The organism is Enhygromyxa salina (assembly GCF_002994615.1).
In the GTDB taxonomy this organism is placed as follows: Bacteria; Myxococcota_A; Polyangia; order Nannocystales; family Nannocystaceae; genus Plesiocystis; species Plesiocystis salina_A.
On sequence record NZ_PVNK01000046.1, the window covers coordinates 12,198 to 31,400 of the forward strand.

At 68.6% G+C, this 19,203-nt stretch carries 18 protein-coding genes; 1 reads left to right on the top strand and 17 read right to left on the bottom strand.

From position 1 onward, the window contains the following. Positions 1–4: 4 nt before the first annotated feature. The 17 genes from ENSA5_RS04515 to ENSA5_RS04590 all read right to left on the bottom strand — a co-directional run bounded on the left by ENSA5_RS04515 (position 5) and on the right by ENSA5_RS04590 (position 18,074). A complete protein-coding gene (locus tag ENSA5_RS04515; RefSeq protein WP_146155322.1) occupies positions 5–2,374 on the bottom strand; it encodes a terpene synthase family protein in 2,370 nt (789 codons plus the stop codon). A 107-nt stretch (positions 2,375–2,481) separates the two neighbouring features. Next, entirely contained in the window at positions 2,482–3,999 is a 1,518-nt protein-coding gene (locus ENSA5_RS04520) for a B12-binding domain-containing radical SAM protein (RefSeq protein WP_258182733.1), read from the bottom strand. Positions 4,000–4,129: 130 nt separating this feature from the next. Beyond that, entirely contained in the window at positions 4,130–4,984 is an 855-nt protein-coding gene (locus tag ENSA5_RS04525; RefSeq protein WP_106390316.1) for a shikimate dehydrogenase family protein, read from the bottom strand. Beyond that, a complete protein-coding gene (gene xseA, locus ENSA5_RS04530) occupies positions 4,981–6,384 on the bottom strand; it encodes an exodeoxyribonuclease VII large subunit (RefSeq protein ID WP_106390317.1) in 1,404 nt (467 codons plus the stop codon). The genes ENSA5_RS04525 and xseA overlap by 4 nt, the downstream gene beginning before the upstream one ends. Positions 6,385–6,424: 40 nt before the next feature. Further along, complete coding sequence (locus ENSA5_RS37005) at positions 6,425–6,631, bottom strand: SlyX family protein (protein WP_181197364.1); 207 nt, start codon at positions 6,629–6,631, stop codon at positions 6,425–6,427. Between the two features lie 346 nt (positions 6,632–6,977). Continuing rightward, on the bottom strand, positions 6,978–7,820 hold the full coding sequence (locus ENSA5_RS35570) for a hypothetical protein (RefSeq protein ID WP_146155323.1): 843 nt from the start codon (positions 7,818–7,820) through the stop codon (positions 6,978–6,980). Further along, positions 7,817–7,978 (bottom strand): hypothetical protein, encoded by a 162-nt coding sequence (locus tag ENSA5_RS37010; RefSeq protein ID WP_181197365.1) that lies wholly within the window; start codon positions 7,976–7,978, stop codon positions 7,817–7,819. Before ENSA5_RS37010 ends, ENSA5_RS35570 begins: the two co-directional genes overlap by 4 nt. A gap of 735 nt (positions 7,979–8,713) precedes the next feature. Next, a complete protein-coding gene (locus ENSA5_RS04545; RefSeq protein ID WP_106390320.1) occupies positions 8,714–10,243 on the bottom strand; it encodes a hypothetical protein in 1,530 nt (509 codons plus the stop codon). A gap of 5 nt (positions 10,244–10,248) precedes the next feature. Beyond that, positions 10,249–10,950, bottom strand: coding sequence for an ABC transporter ATP-binding protein (locus ENSA5_RS04550; RefSeq protein WP_106390321.1), 702 nt, complete (start codon positions 10,948–10,950; stop codon positions 10,249–10,251). A 20-nt stretch (positions 10,951–10,970) separates the two neighbouring features. Beyond that, positions 10,971–12,209, bottom strand: a complete 1,239-nt coding sequence (locus ENSA5_RS04555; RefSeq protein ID WP_181197366.1) for an ABC transporter permease — start codon at positions 12,207–12,209, stop codon at positions 10,971–10,973. A 50-nt stretch (positions 12,210–12,259) separates the two neighbouring features. Continuing rightward, the gene (locus ENSA5_RS04560; RefSeq protein ID WP_106390323.1) at positions 12,260–13,471 is read right to left on the bottom strand and encodes an ABC transporter permease; all 1,212 of its coding nucleotides are present in this window, start codon (positions 13,469–13,471) and stop codon (positions 12,260–12,262) included. Between the two features lie 2 nt (positions 13,472–13,473). Continuing rightward, on the bottom strand, positions 13,474–14,268 hold the full coding sequence (locus tag ENSA5_RS04565) for an outer membrane lipoprotein-sorting protein (protein ID WP_106390324.1): 795 nt from the start codon (positions 14,266–14,268) through the stop codon (positions 13,474–13,476). Then, entirely contained in the window at positions 14,265–14,939 is a 675-nt protein-coding gene (locus ENSA5_RS04570; RefSeq protein WP_146155324.1) for a TetR/AcrR family transcriptional regulator, read from the bottom strand. The genes ENSA5_RS04565 and ENSA5_RS04570 overlap by 4 nt, the downstream gene beginning before the upstream one ends. A 108-nt stretch (positions 14,940–15,047) precedes the next feature. Then, positions 15,048–15,692 carry a transglutaminase-like domain-containing protein gene (locus ENSA5_RS04575; RefSeq protein ID WP_106390326.1) on the bottom strand — a complete coding sequence of 215 codons (645 nt, stop codon included), beginning with the start codon at positions 15,690–15,692 and terminating at the stop codon, positions 15,048–15,050. Positions 15,693–15,723: 31 nt separating this feature from the next. Then, on the bottom strand, positions 15,724–16,494 hold the full coding sequence (locus ENSA5_RS04580; RefSeq protein ID WP_106390327.1) for a GNAT family N-acetyltransferase: 771 nt from the start codon (positions 16,492–16,494) through the stop codon (positions 15,724–15,726). 7 nt (positions 16,495–16,501) lie between these two features. Beyond that, complete coding sequence (locus ENSA5_RS04585) at positions 16,502–17,404, bottom strand: universal stress protein (protein ID WP_106390328.1); 903 nt, start codon at positions 17,402–17,404, stop codon at positions 16,502–16,504. Positions 17,405–17,492: 88 nt separating this feature from the next. After that, positions 17,493–18,074, bottom strand: a complete 582-nt coding sequence (locus ENSA5_RS04590) for an AhpC/TSA family protein (protein ID WP_106390329.1) — start codon at positions 18,072–18,074, stop codon at positions 17,493–17,495. A gap of 22 nt (positions 18,075–18,096) precedes the next feature. On the opposite strand from ENSA5_RS04590, the gene ENSA5_RS04595 reads away from it, so the two are divergent. Then, positions 18,097–19,035, top strand: coding sequence for a PLP-dependent cysteine synthase family protein (locus ENSA5_RS04595; protein ID WP_106390330.1), 939 nt, complete (start codon positions 18,097–18,099; stop codon positions 19,033–19,035). The last annotated feature ends 168 nt before the right edge of the window (positions 19,036–19,203 follow it).

Genomic DNA, 19,203 nt, shown 5'->3' on the forward strand with positions numbered 1-19,203 from the left:
AAGTTCAGCGCTCGGGGGTTGCCGGGTCGGAGCCTCGTCGCACGCTCGCGCGCAAGGCGTGCTCCTGCGCGGCGTCGCGCTTGGGTGCATCCGGCGCGGTGTTGGGCGGCACATGCTCGGTCGCGCTCGGCGGAGCTTGTCGGGCCGCCGCTTGAACGCGCGCGACCGATGTTCTCAGACCCGCGGGAGCTCGCAGGAGCTTGGCGGGCTGGACACCCTCGGCGAAGCGCCCGCTCGTCGACGCCCACTCGAGCTCACCAGCCATCCAGTCTTCGAGCCGCCCGACGTACTGACGGACTGTTGCGCGGGCCGCCCCGTCGAGCTCGAGCTCCTCGAACATCGCGGGCAGCGAGCTCGCGACGACGTGCTCGAATTGCTCGAGCCGGGCCGTGACGAGCGAATTGGTCAGGGCCGCGGCCTGGTCGGCGTCACAGTCGAAGACGCGCTGGAGGACGACGACCCCGTTGACGAACTCGCCCTCGTCGCGCAGCTCCTTGTCGTAGGACAAGATGTCGTTGCGCAGGGGCATGACGTCGCAAAACGCCTGGATCAGCCCGGTCATCGTCGGGCTGAGCTCGGCCTCGGGCGGGAGCGCGAGCGCGCCGCCGAGCTGCATGAACGACAGCGCCAGCTCGCTGCCGCCGGTCGTGCGCCGCATCTCGTAGTAGTCGATCGGATCTGGGGTCCGGTCCTGGATCGTGTTGAGGATCTCCCACAGCGGGCCCTCGACGTAGGACCGGATCCGCGCGGCGAAGGCGTGGCGAAGATCGAGGGGCAGGTTGGCGGCGCTGCGGGGCCAGAGCTCGACGAGCCCGCGCTCGGCGGGGTTGGTTGGGGGCAGCGCAGCGTCGGACAGGAAGCTCTGCAGCCGGTTCGAGAAGACCTTGGCGCCAGACAGATCACGGCGGCGCTTGTAGACCTCGACGTAGTAGTCGTTGACGAAGTAGGTCCACGCGCACCAGTTTGAGATCAGGGTCAGGGCGTCGACGCTGGCGTCGGGGCTGACGGAGCCGGCGAGCCGGGGCAGGTCGTCGGCCTCGAACTTGGCCGCCGTCCACACGCCAACGTCGAACATGCCCACGCGCATGGCCCACGCGCGCGTGCGCTCGCGGGCGGTGTCGACGTGGGGGCTGAGCCGCGCCTCGAAGGGCATGTAGAAGTTCGGTCGGGCGAGCGGGGCGCCCGCCTCGCCATCCTCGAGCGCGGACGCGCGCAGCTGAGGCGGGCGAGGGGGCCGCGGCCGGACCGCCACGCCGGCCTCGCCCGGGCCCAGACCGAGCGCGGCCGAGGTCCCGAGCTCCGTCGGGCCCATGCAGGCCGCCCGGGGTGGATCCTGCCGCGCGCGGGCGCTGCCGCCGTGGCCGCCGTGGCCGTCGTAGCGCGCCGACAAGAAGTGCCACTCGTAGTCGCCCGCGAGCCAGGTCATCAGCCCGTTGGCGTAGCGGCGCACGTCGAGGCGCTGGTTCGGGGGCAGCGCGTACTGCTCGAACAGGAGCGGAAGCTCGGCGACGACCGTGTTCTCGAATTGGTGGATGCGCGAGCTGAGCACGTCGTTGGCGAGCTTCGCCGCCGCTTGCGGGCCGACGCCGAGGAACTTCTCGAGCACCAGCACGCCGTTGGATTTCTCGCCCTCGTCCTCGACCTCGCGCTGGTAGGACATGAGGTCATTGTGGAGGCTGACCGTGTCGGCGAAGGTGTCTTGCAGGACTCGCAGCGGCCGCGTGGCGACTACGGTGTCGCTCAGCTCGATCCCGGCCGCGCGCTCGAGCAGGTCCGCGGCCCAGAGCGAGCCGCCGACCAGGCGCCGCATGGCGACGTACTCGAGCGGGTTGGCGACGCGGCCGTGGCTGATGTTCGAGAGCTCCCACAAGACCGTCTCGAGGGTGTCGCGGGTGTCGGCGATGTAGCGGCGGCGCCAGCTGATCGAGGTCTGGGGCGCGGTCCGGGCCCACAGCTCGGCCATGCCGCGCTCGACCGGGTTGGTCGGGGTCGGGAGCGAGCTTTGGGGCTGGAGCTCGAGCGGCATGAACGCCCGAATCCGCGCGAGGTACTCCTTGCCGCCGGCCATGTCGCGGCCGCGCTTGAAGGTCTCGAGGAAGTGGTCATCGAAGAAGAACAGCCACACGTACCAGTCGGAGATCAGGTCGAGCTCCGCGGGCGGCAGATCTGGGTGGGTGTAGGCGCACAACAGCGCGTAGTCGTGGGTGTCGTAGCTGGCCTCGTCCCAGGTGAAAGAGCTGGCCTCGCCCGCTCGTGAACCGAGCATGCCCATCTCGTGGGCCCAGGCCTTGGTGTGGGTCCGCGTGGCCTCGACGTTGGGGTTGAGCCGCGCGGGATAGGGCATGTACAGAGGTGGCAGCTCGTACGCAGGCATGACGATCACCCGCCTCCAGGGGGATATGCTGGCGACTCCAATATTTTCCTATCACGACGAGAATCTTCAAACAACAAGAGCGATGCCCGCGAACAGTACATTCCGTGTTAACGCAGGTGCCTGCGCTGACGCTCGGGCAGGCCTACGGGGGCGGTAGCGCGCTGCAGCTGTCGGGCGAGCCGGGGCGCACGCCGCCCGTTGGATTTGAAGTCACCCTCGATCATTGCGCAGACTTCATCGGATGACTCGCCGAGGGTCTCGATCAGATATTGAGCGAGATAGCGCGCCCGGTTCTCGAGCGAGATCGAGTGGACGCGCCCGGCTTCGGCGAACAGCCAGTCGGAGAAGGCCAGGGTCCGTTCGAAGGGGGAGCCCTCGCGCCACAGCCTGCGCATGCCGGAGGGCAGGTCGCCGCGGTTCCAAAACGCGTCCCAGACCTGCGCAAAGCGACGCAACCGCTGCATCGTGGCAAAGTCGATGGCGTGGCTGGACAGCACGCCGTAGGGCGTTCGCGGCTCGAAGACCATGCCAAATTCGGCCGCGTGGCGGGCGATCGGTGTGCCGCGCAGGCGCTTGAGCAGGCCGACTTGGACCTCTTGCACGCCCGCGGCGATCAGCCGGTCGAGGCCCGCGCCGAAGCTCTCGGCGGTCTCGCCGGGCAAGCCGATGATCAGATCCGTGTGCAAATGGACGCCCGTATGCTCGCGCAAGAACTGGAGGTTCTCGAAGGTCCGCGGGATGTTCTGGCGTCGGGCGATTCGCTTGCCGACCTCGTCATCGAGGGTCTGAATCCCGACCTCGAACTGCAAGCTCCCCGCTGGAAACTGCGCGATGAGATCGCGGAGCCCTTCGGGCAGGCGATCGGGGACCATCTCGAAATGCAAAAACAGGCCTGGCCGCATGCGGGCGAGGAAAAATTCGAGGATCGCTGCGCTGCGCTCGATGTCCAGGTTGAAGGTGCGGTCGACGAATTTGAAGCGCCGGGCGCCGCGGTCGAGGAGCTCGTCGAAAGCTGCGAGGAGCTCGTCGAGTGGAAACGCGCGGACGCGCTTGTCGAGCGAGGACAGGCAAAACTCGCAGCGGTAAGGGCAGCCGCGCGACGCCTCGACGTAGAGCACCCGATGGCGCAAGTCGTGCTCGTTGTAGAGCGAATAGGGCAACCCAAGCGACGCGAGGTCGGGGAGGCCGCCGTCAATTACCCGGTTGAGGGGGCGGCGGCCCGACATGATGCGTGCACACAATTCGGGGAATGCACGGTCCGCCTCACCCTGAATGATGTAGTCCACTTCGGCGAGCCAGGGCTGGTCGTCGATCTCGTGGCTGACCTCGGGACCACCGACGACGAGGGTGAGCTCGGGCGCGAGGCGGTTCAAGAGCTCGACGAGCGCGCGGGTCTGCTCGACGTTCCAGATGTAGACGCCGAGGCCGACGATGCTCGGGCGCTCGGCGAGGATCGCCTCGGCGATGTCGAGGGGGCGGTCGTGGATCGTGAACTCGCGCAGGTGGGTGCGCTCGCGCAGCTCGGCCATGTTCGCGAGGAGGTAGCGCAGCCCGAAGGCCGCGTGGGGGTACTTCGCGTTGAGCGTCGCCAAAACGACGGTCTGGACGGGCGCTTGGTCCTGCACGGGGTCGGGACGATAGCACCCTCGCCGAGGGGCAAGCGGACGCCGCGGGCGCCACGACCCCGAGACGGATCGCGCGCTCGGTCGCTCGCTCGCGCGAGGCTGCCCTGAGCTCGTGGGACGAGCCGCGGGTTCAAGAGTAGAGCGCGGTACGCATCGCCTCGACGGCGTGGTCGGGGATCACGAGCTCCAGCCACAGCTCGAGCGCGCGCACGCCCTGCCACAGCAGCATCGGGAGGCCATCTTGGACGGTGAGGCCGGCCGCGACCGCGCGGTCGAGCAGCCCGCCTGAAGGCCGGGGGTAGACGATGTCGATCACGCGCGCCCGCGGCTCCAATTGATCGAGCTCGATGTCGACGGGGAAGGCCTCGGGGCCCCCCGCGAGGCCGACGATCGTCGTGTTGACCAGGAGCTCGCCGCGCGGGGTGCCGAGCTCCTGCCAGTTGCAGCGCCGGACTCGCTCGGTCGCGTTGGCCAGCGCGAGGCTCGGGATGTGCTCGGGTCGACGGCTGACCCAGGTCAGCTCGAGCTCGGGGTGGGCCCCGAGCAGCGCGTCGGCGATCGCCAGCGAGGCTCCCCCGGCGCCGAGGATCGTCGCGCGGCGCAGGGGCGGACCGTCGAGCTCGTCGAGCGCATCGAGGAACCCGCGCGCGTCGGTGTTGTGGCCGTGGATCTCGATCGCCCCGGTGTCGAGGTTGGGGACGAAGCGCAGGGTGTTCACGGCCCCGACGCGCTCGGCGGTGTCCGAGCGGTGGTCACACAGGGCGAGCGCGGCCTGTTTGTGCGGGACCGTGAGGTTTACGCCCCCGAAGCCGAGCGCCGCGGCTCCGCGCACAGCCTCGCCGAGGCGCCCCGCGCTGACGTGGAAGGGCAGGTAGCAGTGCGGCAAGCTCAGGGCCGCGAACGCGGCCGCGTGCATGATCGGCGAGCGCGAGTGGGCGACGGGATCGCCGAACACGCCGAAGGATCGCGGAAGGATCGCGGTCAACCGGGCTCCTCCGTGTCGGTGACCACGACCGCGAGCTGGCCGCGCTGGAGCTGGAGGCGCAGCGCTTCGCCGACCTCGACCTGGGCGGCGTCGCGGACCAGCCCGCCGTCGTCGGTGCGAACCAGCGCGTAGCCGCGACCGAGCACCGCGAGGGGCGAGAGCGCGTCGAGCTTGCCGGCCGCGCGCGCGAGCTGAGGCCGGAGGCTCGCGGTCAGGCCTTTGCCGGCGCGGACGAGGCGGCGCTCGAGCTCGTGGAGGCGGCGGCGCTCGGTCGCGATGCGCATGCGCGGGTGGACGGCCGCGAGGCGCTCGCCGAGCTGCCGATGCCGTCGGCGCTCGGTTGTGACCGCGGCGCGCATGGTCTGCGTCAGCCGCCGCCGCGCGCCGTCGAGGTGCTCGCGTTCACGCCGGGCGAAGCTTCGGCCCCAGCGCTCGAGCCGGCTCGACGAGCTGTGCAAGCGCGCGCCGAGGTCGAGGGTTCGCCGCTCGATGTTGCGCAGCAAGCGACGCTCCCGGTCGGCGAGGCGCTCGAGCAGCGCCTGACGATCGGGCACGACCAGCTCGCCAGCTTGCGAGGGCGTCGCGGCTCGACGATCGGCGACCAGATCGCACAGCGTCACGTCGACCTCGTGACCGACGGCCGACACGATCGGGACCGGGCACGCCGCGATCGCCCGGGTCAGACCCTCGTGGTTGAAGGCCCACAGATCTTCGATCGACCCTCCGCCTCGGCCGATGATGATCACGTCGATGCCCGGCACTCGCTGGAGTCGCCGCAGCGCCAGGGTCAGCTCGCGCGGGGCCTCGGGCCCCTGGACCTTGGCTGGCGCGAGCAAAACGGGCGTGGGCATGCGCCGCCGGATGACCTTGATGATGTCGTGGACCGCCGCGCCGGTCGGGCTGGTCACGACCCCGACCGCCCGCGGCCACGGTGGCAGCGGCCGCTTGCGCTCACCCGCAAACAGGCCCTCCGCCGCGAGCCGCCGCTTGAGCTGCTCGAGGGCCAGCGTGAGCTCGCCGAGCCCCGCGGGCTCGGCTCGCTCGGCGTAGAACTGAAACCGACCCTGGGCCGCGTAGATGCCCATGCGACCGAACATCCGCAGGCGCTGGCCCTCCTCGAGGCGAAAGCGCAGGCGCCTGACGCTCGACGCCCACATCGCCGAGGGCAGCGCCGCAGCGCCGTCCTTGAGGGTGAAGTAGGCGTGGCCGCTGCGGGCCAGGACCAGGTTCGAGACCTCGCCCTCGACCCAGATCGCGGGCACACCTCGCTCGAGCACGCGATTGGCCAGCTCGACCGCCTCGCGGACGCTGAGTACCCGGGGGCGCTTGGGCGCTTGGCGGCCGTCGCCGCCTTGACCGCCAGGCGGGCGCCGACCGAAGGGGATGCCGCGCTGGGCCATCGCCGCGGTTGTAACACGCGGACAGGCTCCGGGGAGCTGATCAGTCGGTGGTCTGGGGCAGCTGAGCGAGGAGCTCGGTGATACGGCGCTCGAGCGCGGTGATGCGCTGGTCTTGACCGCGCACGACCTCGTCGAGCTCGTCGTTGGTCTGGCGGCGGAAGGCGGCCTCGATCTCGAGCTCGGTGATGCGATGCTCGTGGCGCGCGAGCTGCTCTCGCAGCGCGCTCAGCTCGGTGGTCTCGGACATGCGCGGAGTGTGCACGGATCGCGCGCGCGGCGGTAGTCTGCCGGTCACTCGGGCGGCCAGGGGTTGTCGATGCAGTCGAGGGGCTCGAAGGGCGCCGGGAGCTTGGAGCACGAGGCGTTGTTGTGAGGTCGTGCTGATGGTCGGAGTCGCGCTGCGGCTGGGGTCTCGGCTCGGACTCGGGAACCAGTGGGCGGCACGCGTCATCCGCACACTGATCTGCCGCGAGTCGAGCCGGTGGGTTTAGCGAATGGGTCAGTCGACGCCGAGGACCTCGCGACCAAAGACTTCGCCGATGGCGATCTTTGGGCCGGTGCTGGTCATTGTGACGCCATTAATCCATGCCATGTCACCTCCGGAACACTTGTGCAATCAGCGTGAGCGCGGGAACCAGGACGACGAAAATGTCGAAGAAAATGAAGAACCCAAGCTCACGCAGCATAACCCTGCGGGTTATGCGTGAGAGGTCGCTGAGCCGCGTGAGCTTGACTGCGTTGGGCCGGAAGTAGGACGAGGTCGTCTCGGGTCGCGCCACGATTCCAGGGTTCAGATCGCTGCCCGAGGGACCTTCGCAGACCCACGTCGTCTCGAGGTCTACGATGGTCTCGATTACCAAGATCTGCTCATCTGGCGCAACGCGGCCCAAGTCGTAGCGTTGGAGTTCAGCGGCCGCGGCTTCGCACGCTGCGCTGGCTTGGGCCTTCGAGAGATCGTGCAGGAGCGGAAGCGTTGGCACGCCGTGGTAGACCTCCATCGTGAAGCCGCGCGCAGGGTCGACGCGCGGGAGGAGCCATGGCGGAGCGTGACGAGGGAAAGCTGTCGGCGAGCGGATCGTGTGCTCGCAAGGGATCAGGCGTATCGGCACCTCGGTGTCGGCGGTTACGAGTGAGAAGGACCCGCCAGAGTAGCGATCAAAGATAAAGCGCAAGCCACCGAGGGCCGTCGTCTTTCGACAAACCACGGACAGGCGCCAAGCGGCGCAAGGACGATCACTCAAAGGTCCTCGCTGCGGCTCCGAGACAGGCTGTGGCCGACCCGTGGCGAGAATGGACGGAGGCGTTTTCGAGCTGCGCCTCGACCAGCCTGGGACGGTGTCGACGAGCTTGTGATAGGTCGTCAGCATGCCCCAAGCGTTCAGCGCAAGCACAAGCGATCCCAGCACGATGGCGAGGGCGAGGACCGCCGCGTTCATGGCGACCGCTCACGCTCCGAGGTGACCAAGGCGTTGCGCGGGTAGATCGCTACCGCGTGGAGCCCGGCCACACTCTCGACGATCTCCTGGAGCGCCTCGCGCCCGTCAAAGCGCGCATCGGGCACATTCGCCAGCAGCGCGCTCGCTTCACGGCCCACGTGCGTCTCATATGACGATCTGGCCAAACACTTTTTCAATACGTTTCCAACATCAACCTTCGGGCCGTGGGTTGTCATTGCAATGCCAGAGAGATGTGCCATGCTTCTTGACCTATACTGTGAGCAGGATTCGCGCTCGCCAATCGAACTCGCCGAGAGCCCCACGAAACGCCGCCGCGACGTCGAGCAATGTCCGCTCCATCCGTCCTGGCGGCCTGCACGTCGAGCCTTTCTCGAACCGGAATTCGCCGCAAGAGGACGTGGGCGCGTGCGTCGTCTGTCGGGTAGCACAGCCCCCACTCTATCAGCCCGTCGATAGCTTTGGAAGCGCGGCCCTGCTCGCTTTTCAGCGACGCCATTGTTAGGGGCTTCTCATGCCTCTGGCTAGCAGCCCGTGGTGCAATGCCTCGCGCCGCCTCGCTTGGCCTTTTCGCCGAGGGCTTTGTCGCCAAAACTTGCAGTACGCCCGGTACAGCGGCGTTTTGGCTTCGCGCCCTCCGCGAACATTCCGGCGCGAGGCGACACGATGCATTGCACCACGGGCTGCTAGACGACCTCGCTCCCGCGTTGCGCTGGGCTCGAACTCTCGCGGCTCCACGCCCTCGCCGCGAGCACCGACTTCGGCGACCCGCTGCGACGAGTTATCCTCCTCCTCGCGTTGTTGTCGGTTCCATTCTTATTGCCAATATTGATGTTCACTGCCTCAGTGAGGGATGGCGAGCGGGAGCCGTAGGGCTAAAAGAACACCCGCGCCTCGAGGTAGGCGCTGATCGGCGAGAGCCCAAACTCGCTCCCCAATTCCAAGCTCCCCGACATCGGATCAAAGCTCCGCACCCCCGCCCCCCAGGGCACGAACACGCCCAAGATCAGATCCGACTCGTTCGCCACATTGTACATCAGCGAGACCCCCGCGAGCCCCGAGCCGTCGGTCGCGCTCACGATCCCCGTGACCGTGAAGCGCAAGATCGGGATGATCTCCATGCCCGCGGCCGCGCCAACATAGTGCTGACCGAGGTAGGGCAGGTCGTCGGAGTAGCTCTCGAGCGCTCGGCCAAGGTAGTCCGCGGGCTTGGCCGCGCCGTCCGACGCGAACATGTACTCGGCCACGATCGAGGCGTTGCGCCAGGCGAAGCTCACGCTCGGCCCGGCCGCGAACCGCCCGTAGATCGGCTGGTCGTCGCTGTCGTGGCCGTCGCCTTCTTCGTCGGGGATGCCGACATGAAACTCGCCGCGGAGGTTGACGGGCCCGGCGTCACCTTGGAGTGAGCCGCCCGCGATCCATCGCTGCGAGACCTTGCCGCCGAGCGCGGCCCACTCGAAGCCGGCGCCGACGATCGCCGCGCGGGTGAACACCGCGCTGCGACCCCAGCTCGGCTTGTCGGTCTCGGGGTCGTAGCCGAGCACCCCGGCCACGTCGACGCTGGCCATCGTGCCAAAGCCGGCCGAGACCCGGATCGCGTCGACCCCCGGCTTGTAGATGCGGTTGACGGCGGTGGCCGAGAAGGGCGCGAAGAAGTCGTTGGTCGTGAACATGCTCGCGACCGTGTAGGTGATCGGGAAGCGCCCGATGTCGACGTTGACGGAGTCGAAGCTCAGGCGCATCGCCGCGCGATCGACCCCGAGCTGGCCACCGACCGCGCCGTCGTCCCAGAACTGCCAGCCCAGGTAACGCGTCCGATAAGCGCTGCTGGTGCTGCCCGCGCTCGCAAAGCTGCCGCCGAGGTTGCCGCCAACCGGGACGCGCGCGAGCTCGCCGAAGCCGTTGAAGGAGAAGTGCAGGTGCGGGCCGGCGTCGGCCTCGACGAGCACCCGCGCGACGGTCACGGCCATGGCGTCGTCGCCGGCCGGGAACAGGTCGGGGTCGTTGAAGTGGAGATAGGACCCGGTCAGTCGCAGGCTGCCCGCGAGCACGTCACCGACCTTCACTTTGGGCTCGTCGCTCGCGCTCTGATCGTCGCCCGAGCTCGCGGGGCCCGGGTCGTCCCACGCGCTCCAGTCCGAGGTCTCGCTCGGCTCACTCGGCTCAGCCGGACCCTCGGCAGCGGGGGCGTCTGCGGGCTCGGGCTCGGGCTCGCTGCCCCAGCCTGCGGCGTCCCACGCCGCGTTGGTCTCGGGCGCGGGCGCGGGCGCGGGCGCGGGCGCGGGCGCGGGGGCGTCTGCGGGCTCGGGCTCGCTGCCCCAGCCTGCGGCGTCCCACGCCGCGTTGGGCTCGGGCTCGGGCTCGGGCGGACCGAGAAACGCCAGGAGCAGCCCGAAGACGTACATCGGGGTCAATTCTTGGTCTCGTCGCTCTCGACCTTACCGTCGACCATGTGCACGATTCGACGCGCCCTCGCCATCACGCGGGGATCGTGGGTCGAGAAGATGAAGGTCACGTTGCGCTCGAGGTTGAGCCGCTCCATCAGGGTCAAGAGCAGCTCGGCGGTGGCCGAGTCGACGTTGGCGGTCGGCTCGTCGGCGAGGGTGACGAGGGGGTTCGAGGCGATCGCCCGGGCGATCGCCACGCGCTGCTGCTGGCCGCCCGACATCTCGGCCGGGCGCCGGTGCTCCATGCCCTCGAGCCCGACGTCGGCGAGCAACTTCATGACGGTCTCGCGCCGCTCGTCGCTCGGCATGCCCTGGAGGCGCAGGACCATCTCGGCGTTCTCGAACGCGGTCAGGACCGGGACCAGGTTGTAGGCCTGAAACACGAAGCCGATCTTGTCGCGTCGCATGCTGCTGAGCTGGCCGCGCGACATCTCGGCGAGGTCGTGGCCCTCGACGAGGGCCTTGCCCCTGGTCGGCTTGTCGAGGCCGCCGATGATGTTGAGCGCGGTGGTCTTGCCCGAGCCCGAGGGCCCGGTCAGGGCCATGAATTCGCCGCGGCGAACCTCGAGATCCATCCCGCGCAGGGCCGGCACGTCGATCATGCCTTGCTTGTAGATCTTCTCGACACCCTCGAGCTTGACGATGACTTCGGATTCGCTGGACATGGTCGCTCCCGACACGAAAATTAGACGATGCGGATGACTTCGACCGGCGACACGCGGCCGGCCTTGTAGGCCGGGTACAAGCCCGCGACCATTGTTGCGATGACCACCGCGAGGGCGATGAACAGCGCGTGGGGTGGATAGAGCTCGATGTAGATGACCGGCGACATGCTCACGCCCGAGACCTGAGCCTGGCCCTCACCGCCCATCATCTGGGCGACGTCGATGCCCGTGGTCGCAAGGTAGTAGTAGGGCCACGCGGTCAGCAAGACGCCCGCCACGATCCCGCACAGGCCCAGCCACAGGCTCTCCCACAAGACGAGGCTAAACAGCTGCCGGGCCGAGAACCCGATCGCGGCGAGGATGCCGAGCTCGCGCATCCGCTCCATGACCGAGACGAAGAGGGTGTTGAAGATGCCCGCGGCGATCAGCACGGTGACGATCAGCTCCATGATGATCGTGCCGTTGACCTTCATGCTCACGAAGCCGGCGAGGTCGGGCTGGGCCTCGTACCAGGGCAAGGTCGTGCTCACGGGGCCGAGCCGCTCGCCGAAGGTCGCGTCGAGCTCGGCGGCGAGGTCCTTGGCGCCGCGGTGGTCGTCGAGGAACACCGCGATCTGGGTGGCCTCGTCGGGGTCGTAGCCGAGCAGCTCGCGGAAGGGGCCGATCGGCAGGAGGCAGATGCCGGCGTCGATCTCGGTCGCGCCGGTCTCGATGATCCCCGAGACCCGCGCGAGCCCGCTGGCGATCTCGCCGGACTTGTCGGTCACGGTGTAGACGACCTTCTTGCCCAGATCGACGCCGAGGTTGTCGGCCAGGGTCCGGCCCAAGATGATGCCCTCGTCGTCGGGGCTGGTGAACATCTCGCCCGCGGTGATCGAGTCGACCAGGCCGAGGGTCGTCTCGTCTTCGATGCTGGGGTCAATGCCGAGGACCCCGGCGCCGACGTTGTTGATGCTGGTCGCGAGCATGACCCCGCCGGTCACGCGGGGGACCGCGGCCCGGACCCGCGGGTGGGCGCGGATGTCTTCGATGAGCTCGGGCTCGGCGTGGACCGTCTTCTTGAGCGAGGGCGCGTCGAGGTAGGTCGAGTGCTGAACGATCACGTGGCCGCCGCCGAGCCGCGCAGAGTGATCGATCATCTCGGAGTAGGAGTAGTCGCCGATCCCGGTCATGACGACCGCGAGCATGAAGCCGAAGGCGATGCTGAACAGGGTGATCAGGGTCCGGCGACGGTTGCGCCAGATGTTGCGCCACGCCAAGGTGGGTAACTTCAGTTCCGACATTGCTCGCTCCGGTCAGTCATGAGTCGTCAGTCACGAATCGCATCGAGCGGCCGAATGAAGGCTGCACGCAAGGCGGGGTAGAGGACGGCGAGGGCGACGATGACCACCAGCGAGGTCAGCGGGCCCGTGTAGGTCTCGAGGGTCACGGACGAGCGCCAGACCGGATCCCAGGCCATGCCCATGATCGACACGTTGCCCATCGAGCTCATGTCGATGCCCGTGGTCGTCATGTAGTGGTTGGCGGGGATCGCGAGGAGCACCCCCGCGGCCACGGCGACCGTTGTCTGGATGCCGGTCTCGATGAAGATCAGCTTGAGGACCTTCAGCGGCGTGAACCCGATCGCCTTGAGCACGCCGAGCTCGCGGATCCGCTCGAACACGGCCATGAGCATCGCGTTGAGGATCAAGATGCCGACCGCGATGTAGACGATCACGGCCATCACGGCCATCGACGCGCGCGAGGACTCGAGCATCGACGAGAGCATTGGTTTGATCGTCTTCCAGCTCGAGACCTCGACGCCCTCGGGCGCGTAGCTCTGGGCCAGCGCGGTCGCGGCCTCGAGTTCGGCGCCGGGCGGGATCCGCAGGATCATCTGGTGGACGCCTTCGGGCAGGACCATGAGCTCGCGGAACTCGGCCGCGGTCATGAACACGCCGCTGCGGTCGACGCCGTCGGAGATGCCCTTGAGGACCCCGCGGATCGGGTAGACGTCGTTGGCCATCGAGCCGTCGGCGCCCTGCGAGAGCACGACCAGCTCGCCGCCGACCTCGAGGCCGAGGGTCTCGGCCAGCCGCCAGCCGATGACCACGCCCTCGTCGTCGGGCTCGATCCAGGCCCCGGCCTTGGTCTGCTGCGAGATCGAGCTGACGTCGGCGTCGGCGAGGACGTCGATCCCGATCAGCTGGACGCCCGATGAGTTGTCTTCACTCGCGCCGAGGCCCGTGGCCAGGAGTCGGCTCGAGACCTGGTAGCCGGCGTCCTCGAGCTTCGCGCTCCACTCGCTCGGATCTTCGATCGTGGTGTAGAGCGAGGGCTTCTCGCGGTAGCTGTCGGCGAAGACCTGGGCGTCGCCGACCTCGAGGTCCAAGATGTTGGCCTGGAGCCCGTCGACGTAGCCGGCGACGAGGCCGGTGTAGACGATCATCACGAACAGCGCGAGGCCGGTCGCGGACATGGTCACCACGCTTCGCCGAGTGTTGCGCCAGACGTTGCGCCAGGCGAGCTTGAGGTCGTCCACGGTCAGAGCGCCTTGAGGTTCGAGACGCTGAAGAAGGACGCGTCGATGCCGACGTCGAACTCGAGCTTTTGGTAGCTGATCTCGGTGTACTCGCCCTTTTTGTCGGCATCGAGCGGGCTCATGCGCACGCGCATGGGGACCTGCGAGCCGCCGACTTGCTGGTAGTCGAAGAACTCCATCTTGCGCACGGGGTTGAGATCTTCGTCGTAGAAGAGCTGGCCGACGGGGAGCAGATCGGACTTGCGGACCATGACGTCGACCTGGCCCCAGACGATGACGGCCTTGGGCTTGGGGGTCAGGATCAGGGCCCAGGTCGCCTCGCCAGCGATGGTGGGGCCGTCCTTGACGACGTAGTCGAAGTCCTTGTCGAGGCGGCTGTCCCGGACCAGATCGTCGTTGGTGAAGTGGCTGCCCATCCACGAGCCGCCCATCGACGCGCCCGAGATCTTGATCGTCCGCCCGGTCTTGCTCAAGTAGGTGAACAGGTCCTTGTTGGACTTGAGCGTGGCCGTGCCGCGCTCCTTCTTGGGCTCGAGGATTCGGATCAGCGAGTAGTCCTCGCCGACGCTCCACGACTCCATGGACATCGAGCGCTCCCAGCGGGCGGTCTTGACCTGCATCGACATCAGGCCGTGGCTCGACCGGCCGCGGTGGAGGTTGTCGATCTTGGTCAGGAGGTAGGCGCCGAACTCGGGGTCGGTCGGGCTCGGCGGCGCGGCGGTGGCCGAACCCGGGAGCAAGGTGGCCGCGCCTGCGGCGAGCAGGGCGCTGAGGACGAAGCGACGTGACACGTTCATGTTGACTGGTCTCCTTCGGGCCGGGGACGGATGCCGTCGACGACAAAGTCGGCAAGAATTGCGGCGAAGCGCTCGGGCGACATGCCCGGGCGTAGGGATTCGTAGCGGAGCGCGGGCGCGATGTGGCTGAGCGAGGCGATCACCTGGACGCGGTCGCGCAGCTCGACGGGGCTCCAGCGGTGCTCGGGGCCGGCGACCTCATCGAGCAGAGGCTGGAGCAGCTCTTCGTTGAAGTGCTCGCCCTCGCTCATGAGCTCGGGCGGGATGTCGGCCAACATCGCCGCCATCTCGGCGTCCTCGAGCAGGCGGAGCATCAGGGGCGAGCGGCTGGGGAGGAGCAAGACGGCCACGATCCACTGCTTGAGGCGCTCGGGAGCCGGCGCGCTCCCTGTCAAGACGGCGCTCAGCTCGGGGACCCAGCGCAGCTTCTCGTAGGCCACGCAGGCGATCAGCAGATCGACCTTCTTGGGGAAGTAGAGGTACAAGGTGCCCTTGGCGACGCCGACCTCGCTGGCGAGCTCGTCCATGCTGGTCGCGCGGTAGCCGGACTCGGCGAACATCGAGATCGCCGCCTCGAGGATCGCCAGGCGCTTGCGACCCTTCTTGGTGCTTGGGTCGATGTTGCCCACGAACTTCTCGAGTTCACGGGTCAGATCTGCGGGTAGCTCCACGGACTGACTATGCTGGTCCACTCAGTCAGTTTCGGCAAGCACTGCAGACAGAAAAATGACCGTGACGAGCGTCACGGTCATTTTTGCGCGGTGGGCCGAGCCGGGCTGCTAGCCCGGCTTGGGCCAGCTGCCGCTCGCGAGGATCCCCGGATAGTGCCGCTGCCACGCCGCGATCATGTCGTCGAGCGGCACGTCGTGATGGACGCCGTGGTCGTCGACGTACTCCATGAATTGCCCACCCTCGCGGTCGTACTCTTGAAACACGCTGTCCTCCCGGCCATCGAACTCGAGCGGCGCGACCCCGAGGCGCTCGCACAGCTCGCGGTTGAACGCAGGCGTGGCGGCGACCCAGCGCTCGTCGAGCCACAGCTCGCAGTAGCCATGATAGACGAGCAGGTTGCTGCCGAGGCGCGCCTCGAGCCGGGCGGTGCCGATATGGTTGCGGACGTTGGCGAAGTGCAGCCGGCTGGGCACGCCGATGACCCGGGCACAGGCCGCGAGCACGGTCGCCTTGTCGACGCAGTGGGCCCCGAGGCTGCGCTCGCGCAGGAGCACGCTGCTGGCGCTGAAGTCCTCGGCGCGGAGCTTCACGTTCCAGGGGTTGTAGCGAAAGCCGTCGCGGACGGCGTAGTAGAGCGCGACGGCGGCGTCGCGGGGGGTCGCGCCGACACCGTGCTGCCTCGCGTAGGCGACGACGGCGGGGTGGTCGCTGTCAACGAAGGGGTTGGGGTCGAGGTAGACCTGCTCGGGCACGGCGCAGCTTAGCAGGCCGCCGGCGCGCCGCTCAGCCCGCGAAGATCTCGAGCCAGCGCGAGCGCAGCAGCCCCATGCGCAGGATGTCGATCCGGCCGTGCTCACCCGCGAGCTCCTGCAGCAACACGCCCTCGAGGTTGAAGCCGAATTGGCTGTTGAGGTTCAGGTTCCGCAGGTTGACGTCGGTCGAGTAGATGTAGACCTTCTCGAATTCGAGGATCCGAAAGGCGTAGTGCAAGAACGCGAAGGTCGCCCGCTTGCCGATGCCCATGCCCTGGAGCTTGCGCGGGCCGACGAGCTTGCGCATCTCGAGCCGCCGGGAGTTCTGGTCGAGGTTCTCGGCCCCGATGATCCCGACGGCCTCGCCCTCGTACTCGATGCAGAAGTACTGGCACCCTTCGCTGGCGAAGTGGGCCGCGAGGCCGTCCGTGGTGGGAGGGTAGGGGGTCACGAAGCTCGCGCGGACCTTGGCCGGGGCCAGCCAGGTCTCGACCTGGGCCAGGAGCTCGTCGTCGAGGGGCCGCAGGACGACGCTGTCGTCGACGCTCAGGCGCTGCTCGCTGGCCCAGCGATCGTCGATGCTGTCGAGGTCGAACAGCCGGCTGTAGAAGCGGTCTTGCTTGCTGGGCTCGAGCTCCTGGTCGGACAGGTGGCCGAGGAGGTGGGTTGCGATCGCTACGATGTCGGTCTTGGCCACGCCATAGTTGACGAGCTCGCCGTAGAAGCCCTTGGTCACCAGCTTGAGCAGCTGCTCTTGCTGGCGGCGCTGGACCTGCTCACGCTCCGAATTGTCCCCGCCCATTCGCTGCTCAGTCTGACTCAGACTGCGAGGGCACGACACCGACCGGGAGGTGGGCGGCGGCGGCGAGGCTCGAGCCGACGCTCGAGATCCACAGGCGCTCGGCCAGGCTCAGTCGCCGGGAGCCGCACAAGATCATGCACGCGTCGAGCTCGCGCGCGGCGCTGACGAGCTTGGGGACGATCTGCCCCTGGGCGAGCAGCGCGCGGGCCGAGAGCCCCGCCGCCTCGCGCCAGGCCGCCAGCGCGGCCTGTCCATCGTCGGGCGTGCGGGCGTGGAGCACGTTCCAGGTGCCCTCGGGCAGGTACTGGAGGCCGATCGGATCGCTGCTGTCGATCACGTGGACGAGGCGCGCGTCCCGGCCGAGGCGGGCGGCCAGCTGCTCGCCGAAGCGCGCGAGCTCGACGCCGCGCTCGTCGAGGTCGACGGCGCACACGATCGGTCCGGGCCCGATGTGTTTGAGCTCGAGGTCCGGCGGGACGACGAAGGTCGGGACCTCGAGCCGACGCAGCAGCCGACGCGCGACCTTGCCCAGGCGGATCAGCGCCCGGTCTTCGGCGGCCGCGCGGCGACCGAGGATGAGCCCGGTCGTGGCCTCGAGCTTGCCGGCCGCCGCGAGCATGTCGGTGACCTGCTCGCCCGCGACGACGTCGATCGTGGAGAAGGCCTCGGTCGCGTCGCGGGTCAGGACGGCGGCGTGGGCCGCCTTCTTGGCCCCGCCGAGCAGCTCGGCGCGCGGCGGCGACTCGGGCAGCTCGAACAGGGCGTTCTCGACCACGTGGAGGCCGTCGATCTTCAGCTGGCCGCCGCGGTAGTGCTGGCGCAGCCAGACCGCAAAGTTGATCGCTCCGTGGCAATGGGGTCGCAGATCCAGGCCGACGACCCAGCGCATGCTCTTGTCTTGGGTGCTCATGTTGCCCTCTCTCTCGTGGCGGTCGCGCAAGCATAGGACGGGCGCGGCCAGGCTGTCCGGCAAGCCTTGCGGGCCGCTCGTCCGGGGCCTATGCCGCGCCGGCTCGCTGACGCCCCGCCGCCTTGGCTGCCTCGGCGAGCAGCTCGTCGACGGGCGCGTTGTCGTGATAGTCGTCGTTGATCCAGGCGTAGTGCAAGGTGCCGCCCGGCCCGATCACGTGGGCGGCCCCGAACTTGAACGGGTTGGGCCCGGTCTTGCCCTGGCGCTCGCCGTAGAGCTTGGCCTTGACGGCGGCCCACAGCACGCCCGGCTTGAAGATGCCGATCAAGGGCCCCTGCTTGGCGCGGATGACCTCGTGGCTGGCCATGTGCTTGTCGACCAGGACCAGGTAGGGGATCTTGCGCTCGGCGACGAAGTCGCGCGCGTACTGCCGACTGCCCGTGCCGATCGCAACCAGGCGCGCGCCCGCGGCCTCGAAGTCGCCAAAGAAGTCCCGCAGCGCGCCCGCGTAGTGGCGGCAGAGGATGCAGCCGAAGTGGCGCAGGTGGATGAGCACGACCGGGCGCTCGGCCCACAATTCGCCGAGCGCGTACTCGTTGGAGTCGGCGTCGACCAGGGTGATCTGCGACAGCTCCTCGGGGATCTCGGGCCTGGGCTCGACGGCGGTCACGGGGCCAGGCTAACACGAGCGCGTGACGATCCTCGACGCCATCGGAGAGACTCCGCTCGTGCCGTTGCGGAACATCGGCCGCGGACTCCCGCGCGAAGTTCTGGTCAAGTGCGAGCATCAAAACCCCGGCGGCAGCGTCAAGGATCGTCTGGCCAAGGCGATCGTCGACGACGCCGAAGCTCGCGGGCTGCTCCGATCCGGGATGACGCTGATCGAAGCGACCGCGGGCAACACCGGGGTCGGTCTGGCCCTGGTCGCGGCCGCGCGCGGCTACGAGCTGGTCTGCGTGATGCCGGAGAAGATGTCGATCGACAAGCGCCGGGTCCTGACGATGCTCGGCGCGCGGGTCGTCATCACCGCCAACGCGCCGCCCTCGAGCCCGGATAATTTTCAGAACGTGGCCCGGGCGATGGCCCGCGCCGAGGGTTGGTTCCTGACCGATCAATTCGAAAACCCGGTCAACGTGACGGTCCACGAGCGCACGACCGGCGCCGAGATCCTGCGTCAAGTCGACGGCCCAGTTGGCGCCTTCGTCGCCGGGGCCGGGACCGGCGGGACGATCAGCGGGGTCGGGCGGGCGCTCAAGCGGGGGAACCCGAACACCAAGATCGTGCTCGCGGATCCAATCGGCTCGGGCCTCGCCGCCTGGGTCGAGACCGGTGAGCTCGGGCCCGACGGCGCTTACGCGGTCGAGGGCATCGGATCGAGCCAGCCGCCGACCAACCTCCACCGCGAGCTCATCGACGGCGCCGAGCGGATCAGCGACGAGCTCAGCTTCGAGACCGCGCGGCGGCTGTGCTGCGAGGAGGGGCTGCTCGTCGGGGGCTCGGCCGGGACCAACGTCGCCGCCGCGCTCCGCGTCGCCGCCCGAGCCGACATCGAGGGCCCGGTCGTGACGGTGCTGCCGGACGCCTGGGACCGCTACTTCAGCGCGCCGTGGATGCGCGCGTGGGCGGACTGAGCCTGGGCCCGAGCTGCTGCTATCGTTGATCCCATGAGACCCGCGCGGCGCCAGCGGCCGATGACCCTCGCGCTGGGGGCGACCTTGGTGCTGGGTTGTGGCGAGGGCTCGGGGGGGCCGAGCTGGCCCGCGTCGAGCACGGGCGAGACCGACGGTGATGGGGACGGG

Bases quoted from the DNA above. Each gene is read 5' to 3' on its own strand.
- ENSA5_RS04515 (WP_146155322.1), bottom strand. From the start codon at position 2,374: ATGCCTGCGTACGAGCTGCCACCTCTGTACATGCCCTATCCCGCGCGG.
- xseA (WP_106390317.1), bottom strand. From the start codon at position 6,384: ATGGCCCAGCGCGGCATCCCCTTCGGTCGGCGCCCGCCTGGCGGTCAA.
- ENSA5_RS37005 (WP_181197364.1), bottom strand. From the start codon at position 6,631: ATGTCCGAGACCACCGAGCTGAGCGCGCTGCGAGAGCAGCTCGCGCGC.
- ENSA5_RS35570 (WP_146155323.1), bottom strand. From the start codon at position 7,820: ATGAACGCGGCGGTCCTCGCCCTCGCCATCGTGCTGGGATCGCTTGTG.
- ENSA5_RS04545 (WP_106390320.1), bottom strand. From the start codon at position 10,243: ATGTACGTCTTCGGGCTGCTCCTGGCGTTTCTCGGTCCGCCCGAGCCC.
- ENSA5_RS04550 (WP_106390321.1), bottom strand. From the start codon at position 10,950: ATGTCCAGCGAATCCGAAGTCATCGTCAAGCTCGAGGGTGTCGAGAAG.
- ENSA5_RS04565 (WP_106390324.1), bottom strand. From the start codon at position 14,268: ATGAACGTGTCACGTCGCTTCGTCCTCAGCGCCCTGCTCGCCGCAGGC.
- ENSA5_RS04580 (WP_106390327.1), bottom strand. From the start codon at position 16,494: ATGGGCGGGGACAATTCGGAGCGTGAGCAGGTCCAGCGCCGCCAGCAA.
- ENSA5_RS04585 (WP_106390328.1), bottom strand. From the start codon at position 17,404: ATGAGCACCCAAGACAAGAGCATGCGCTGGGTCGTCGGCCTGGATCTG.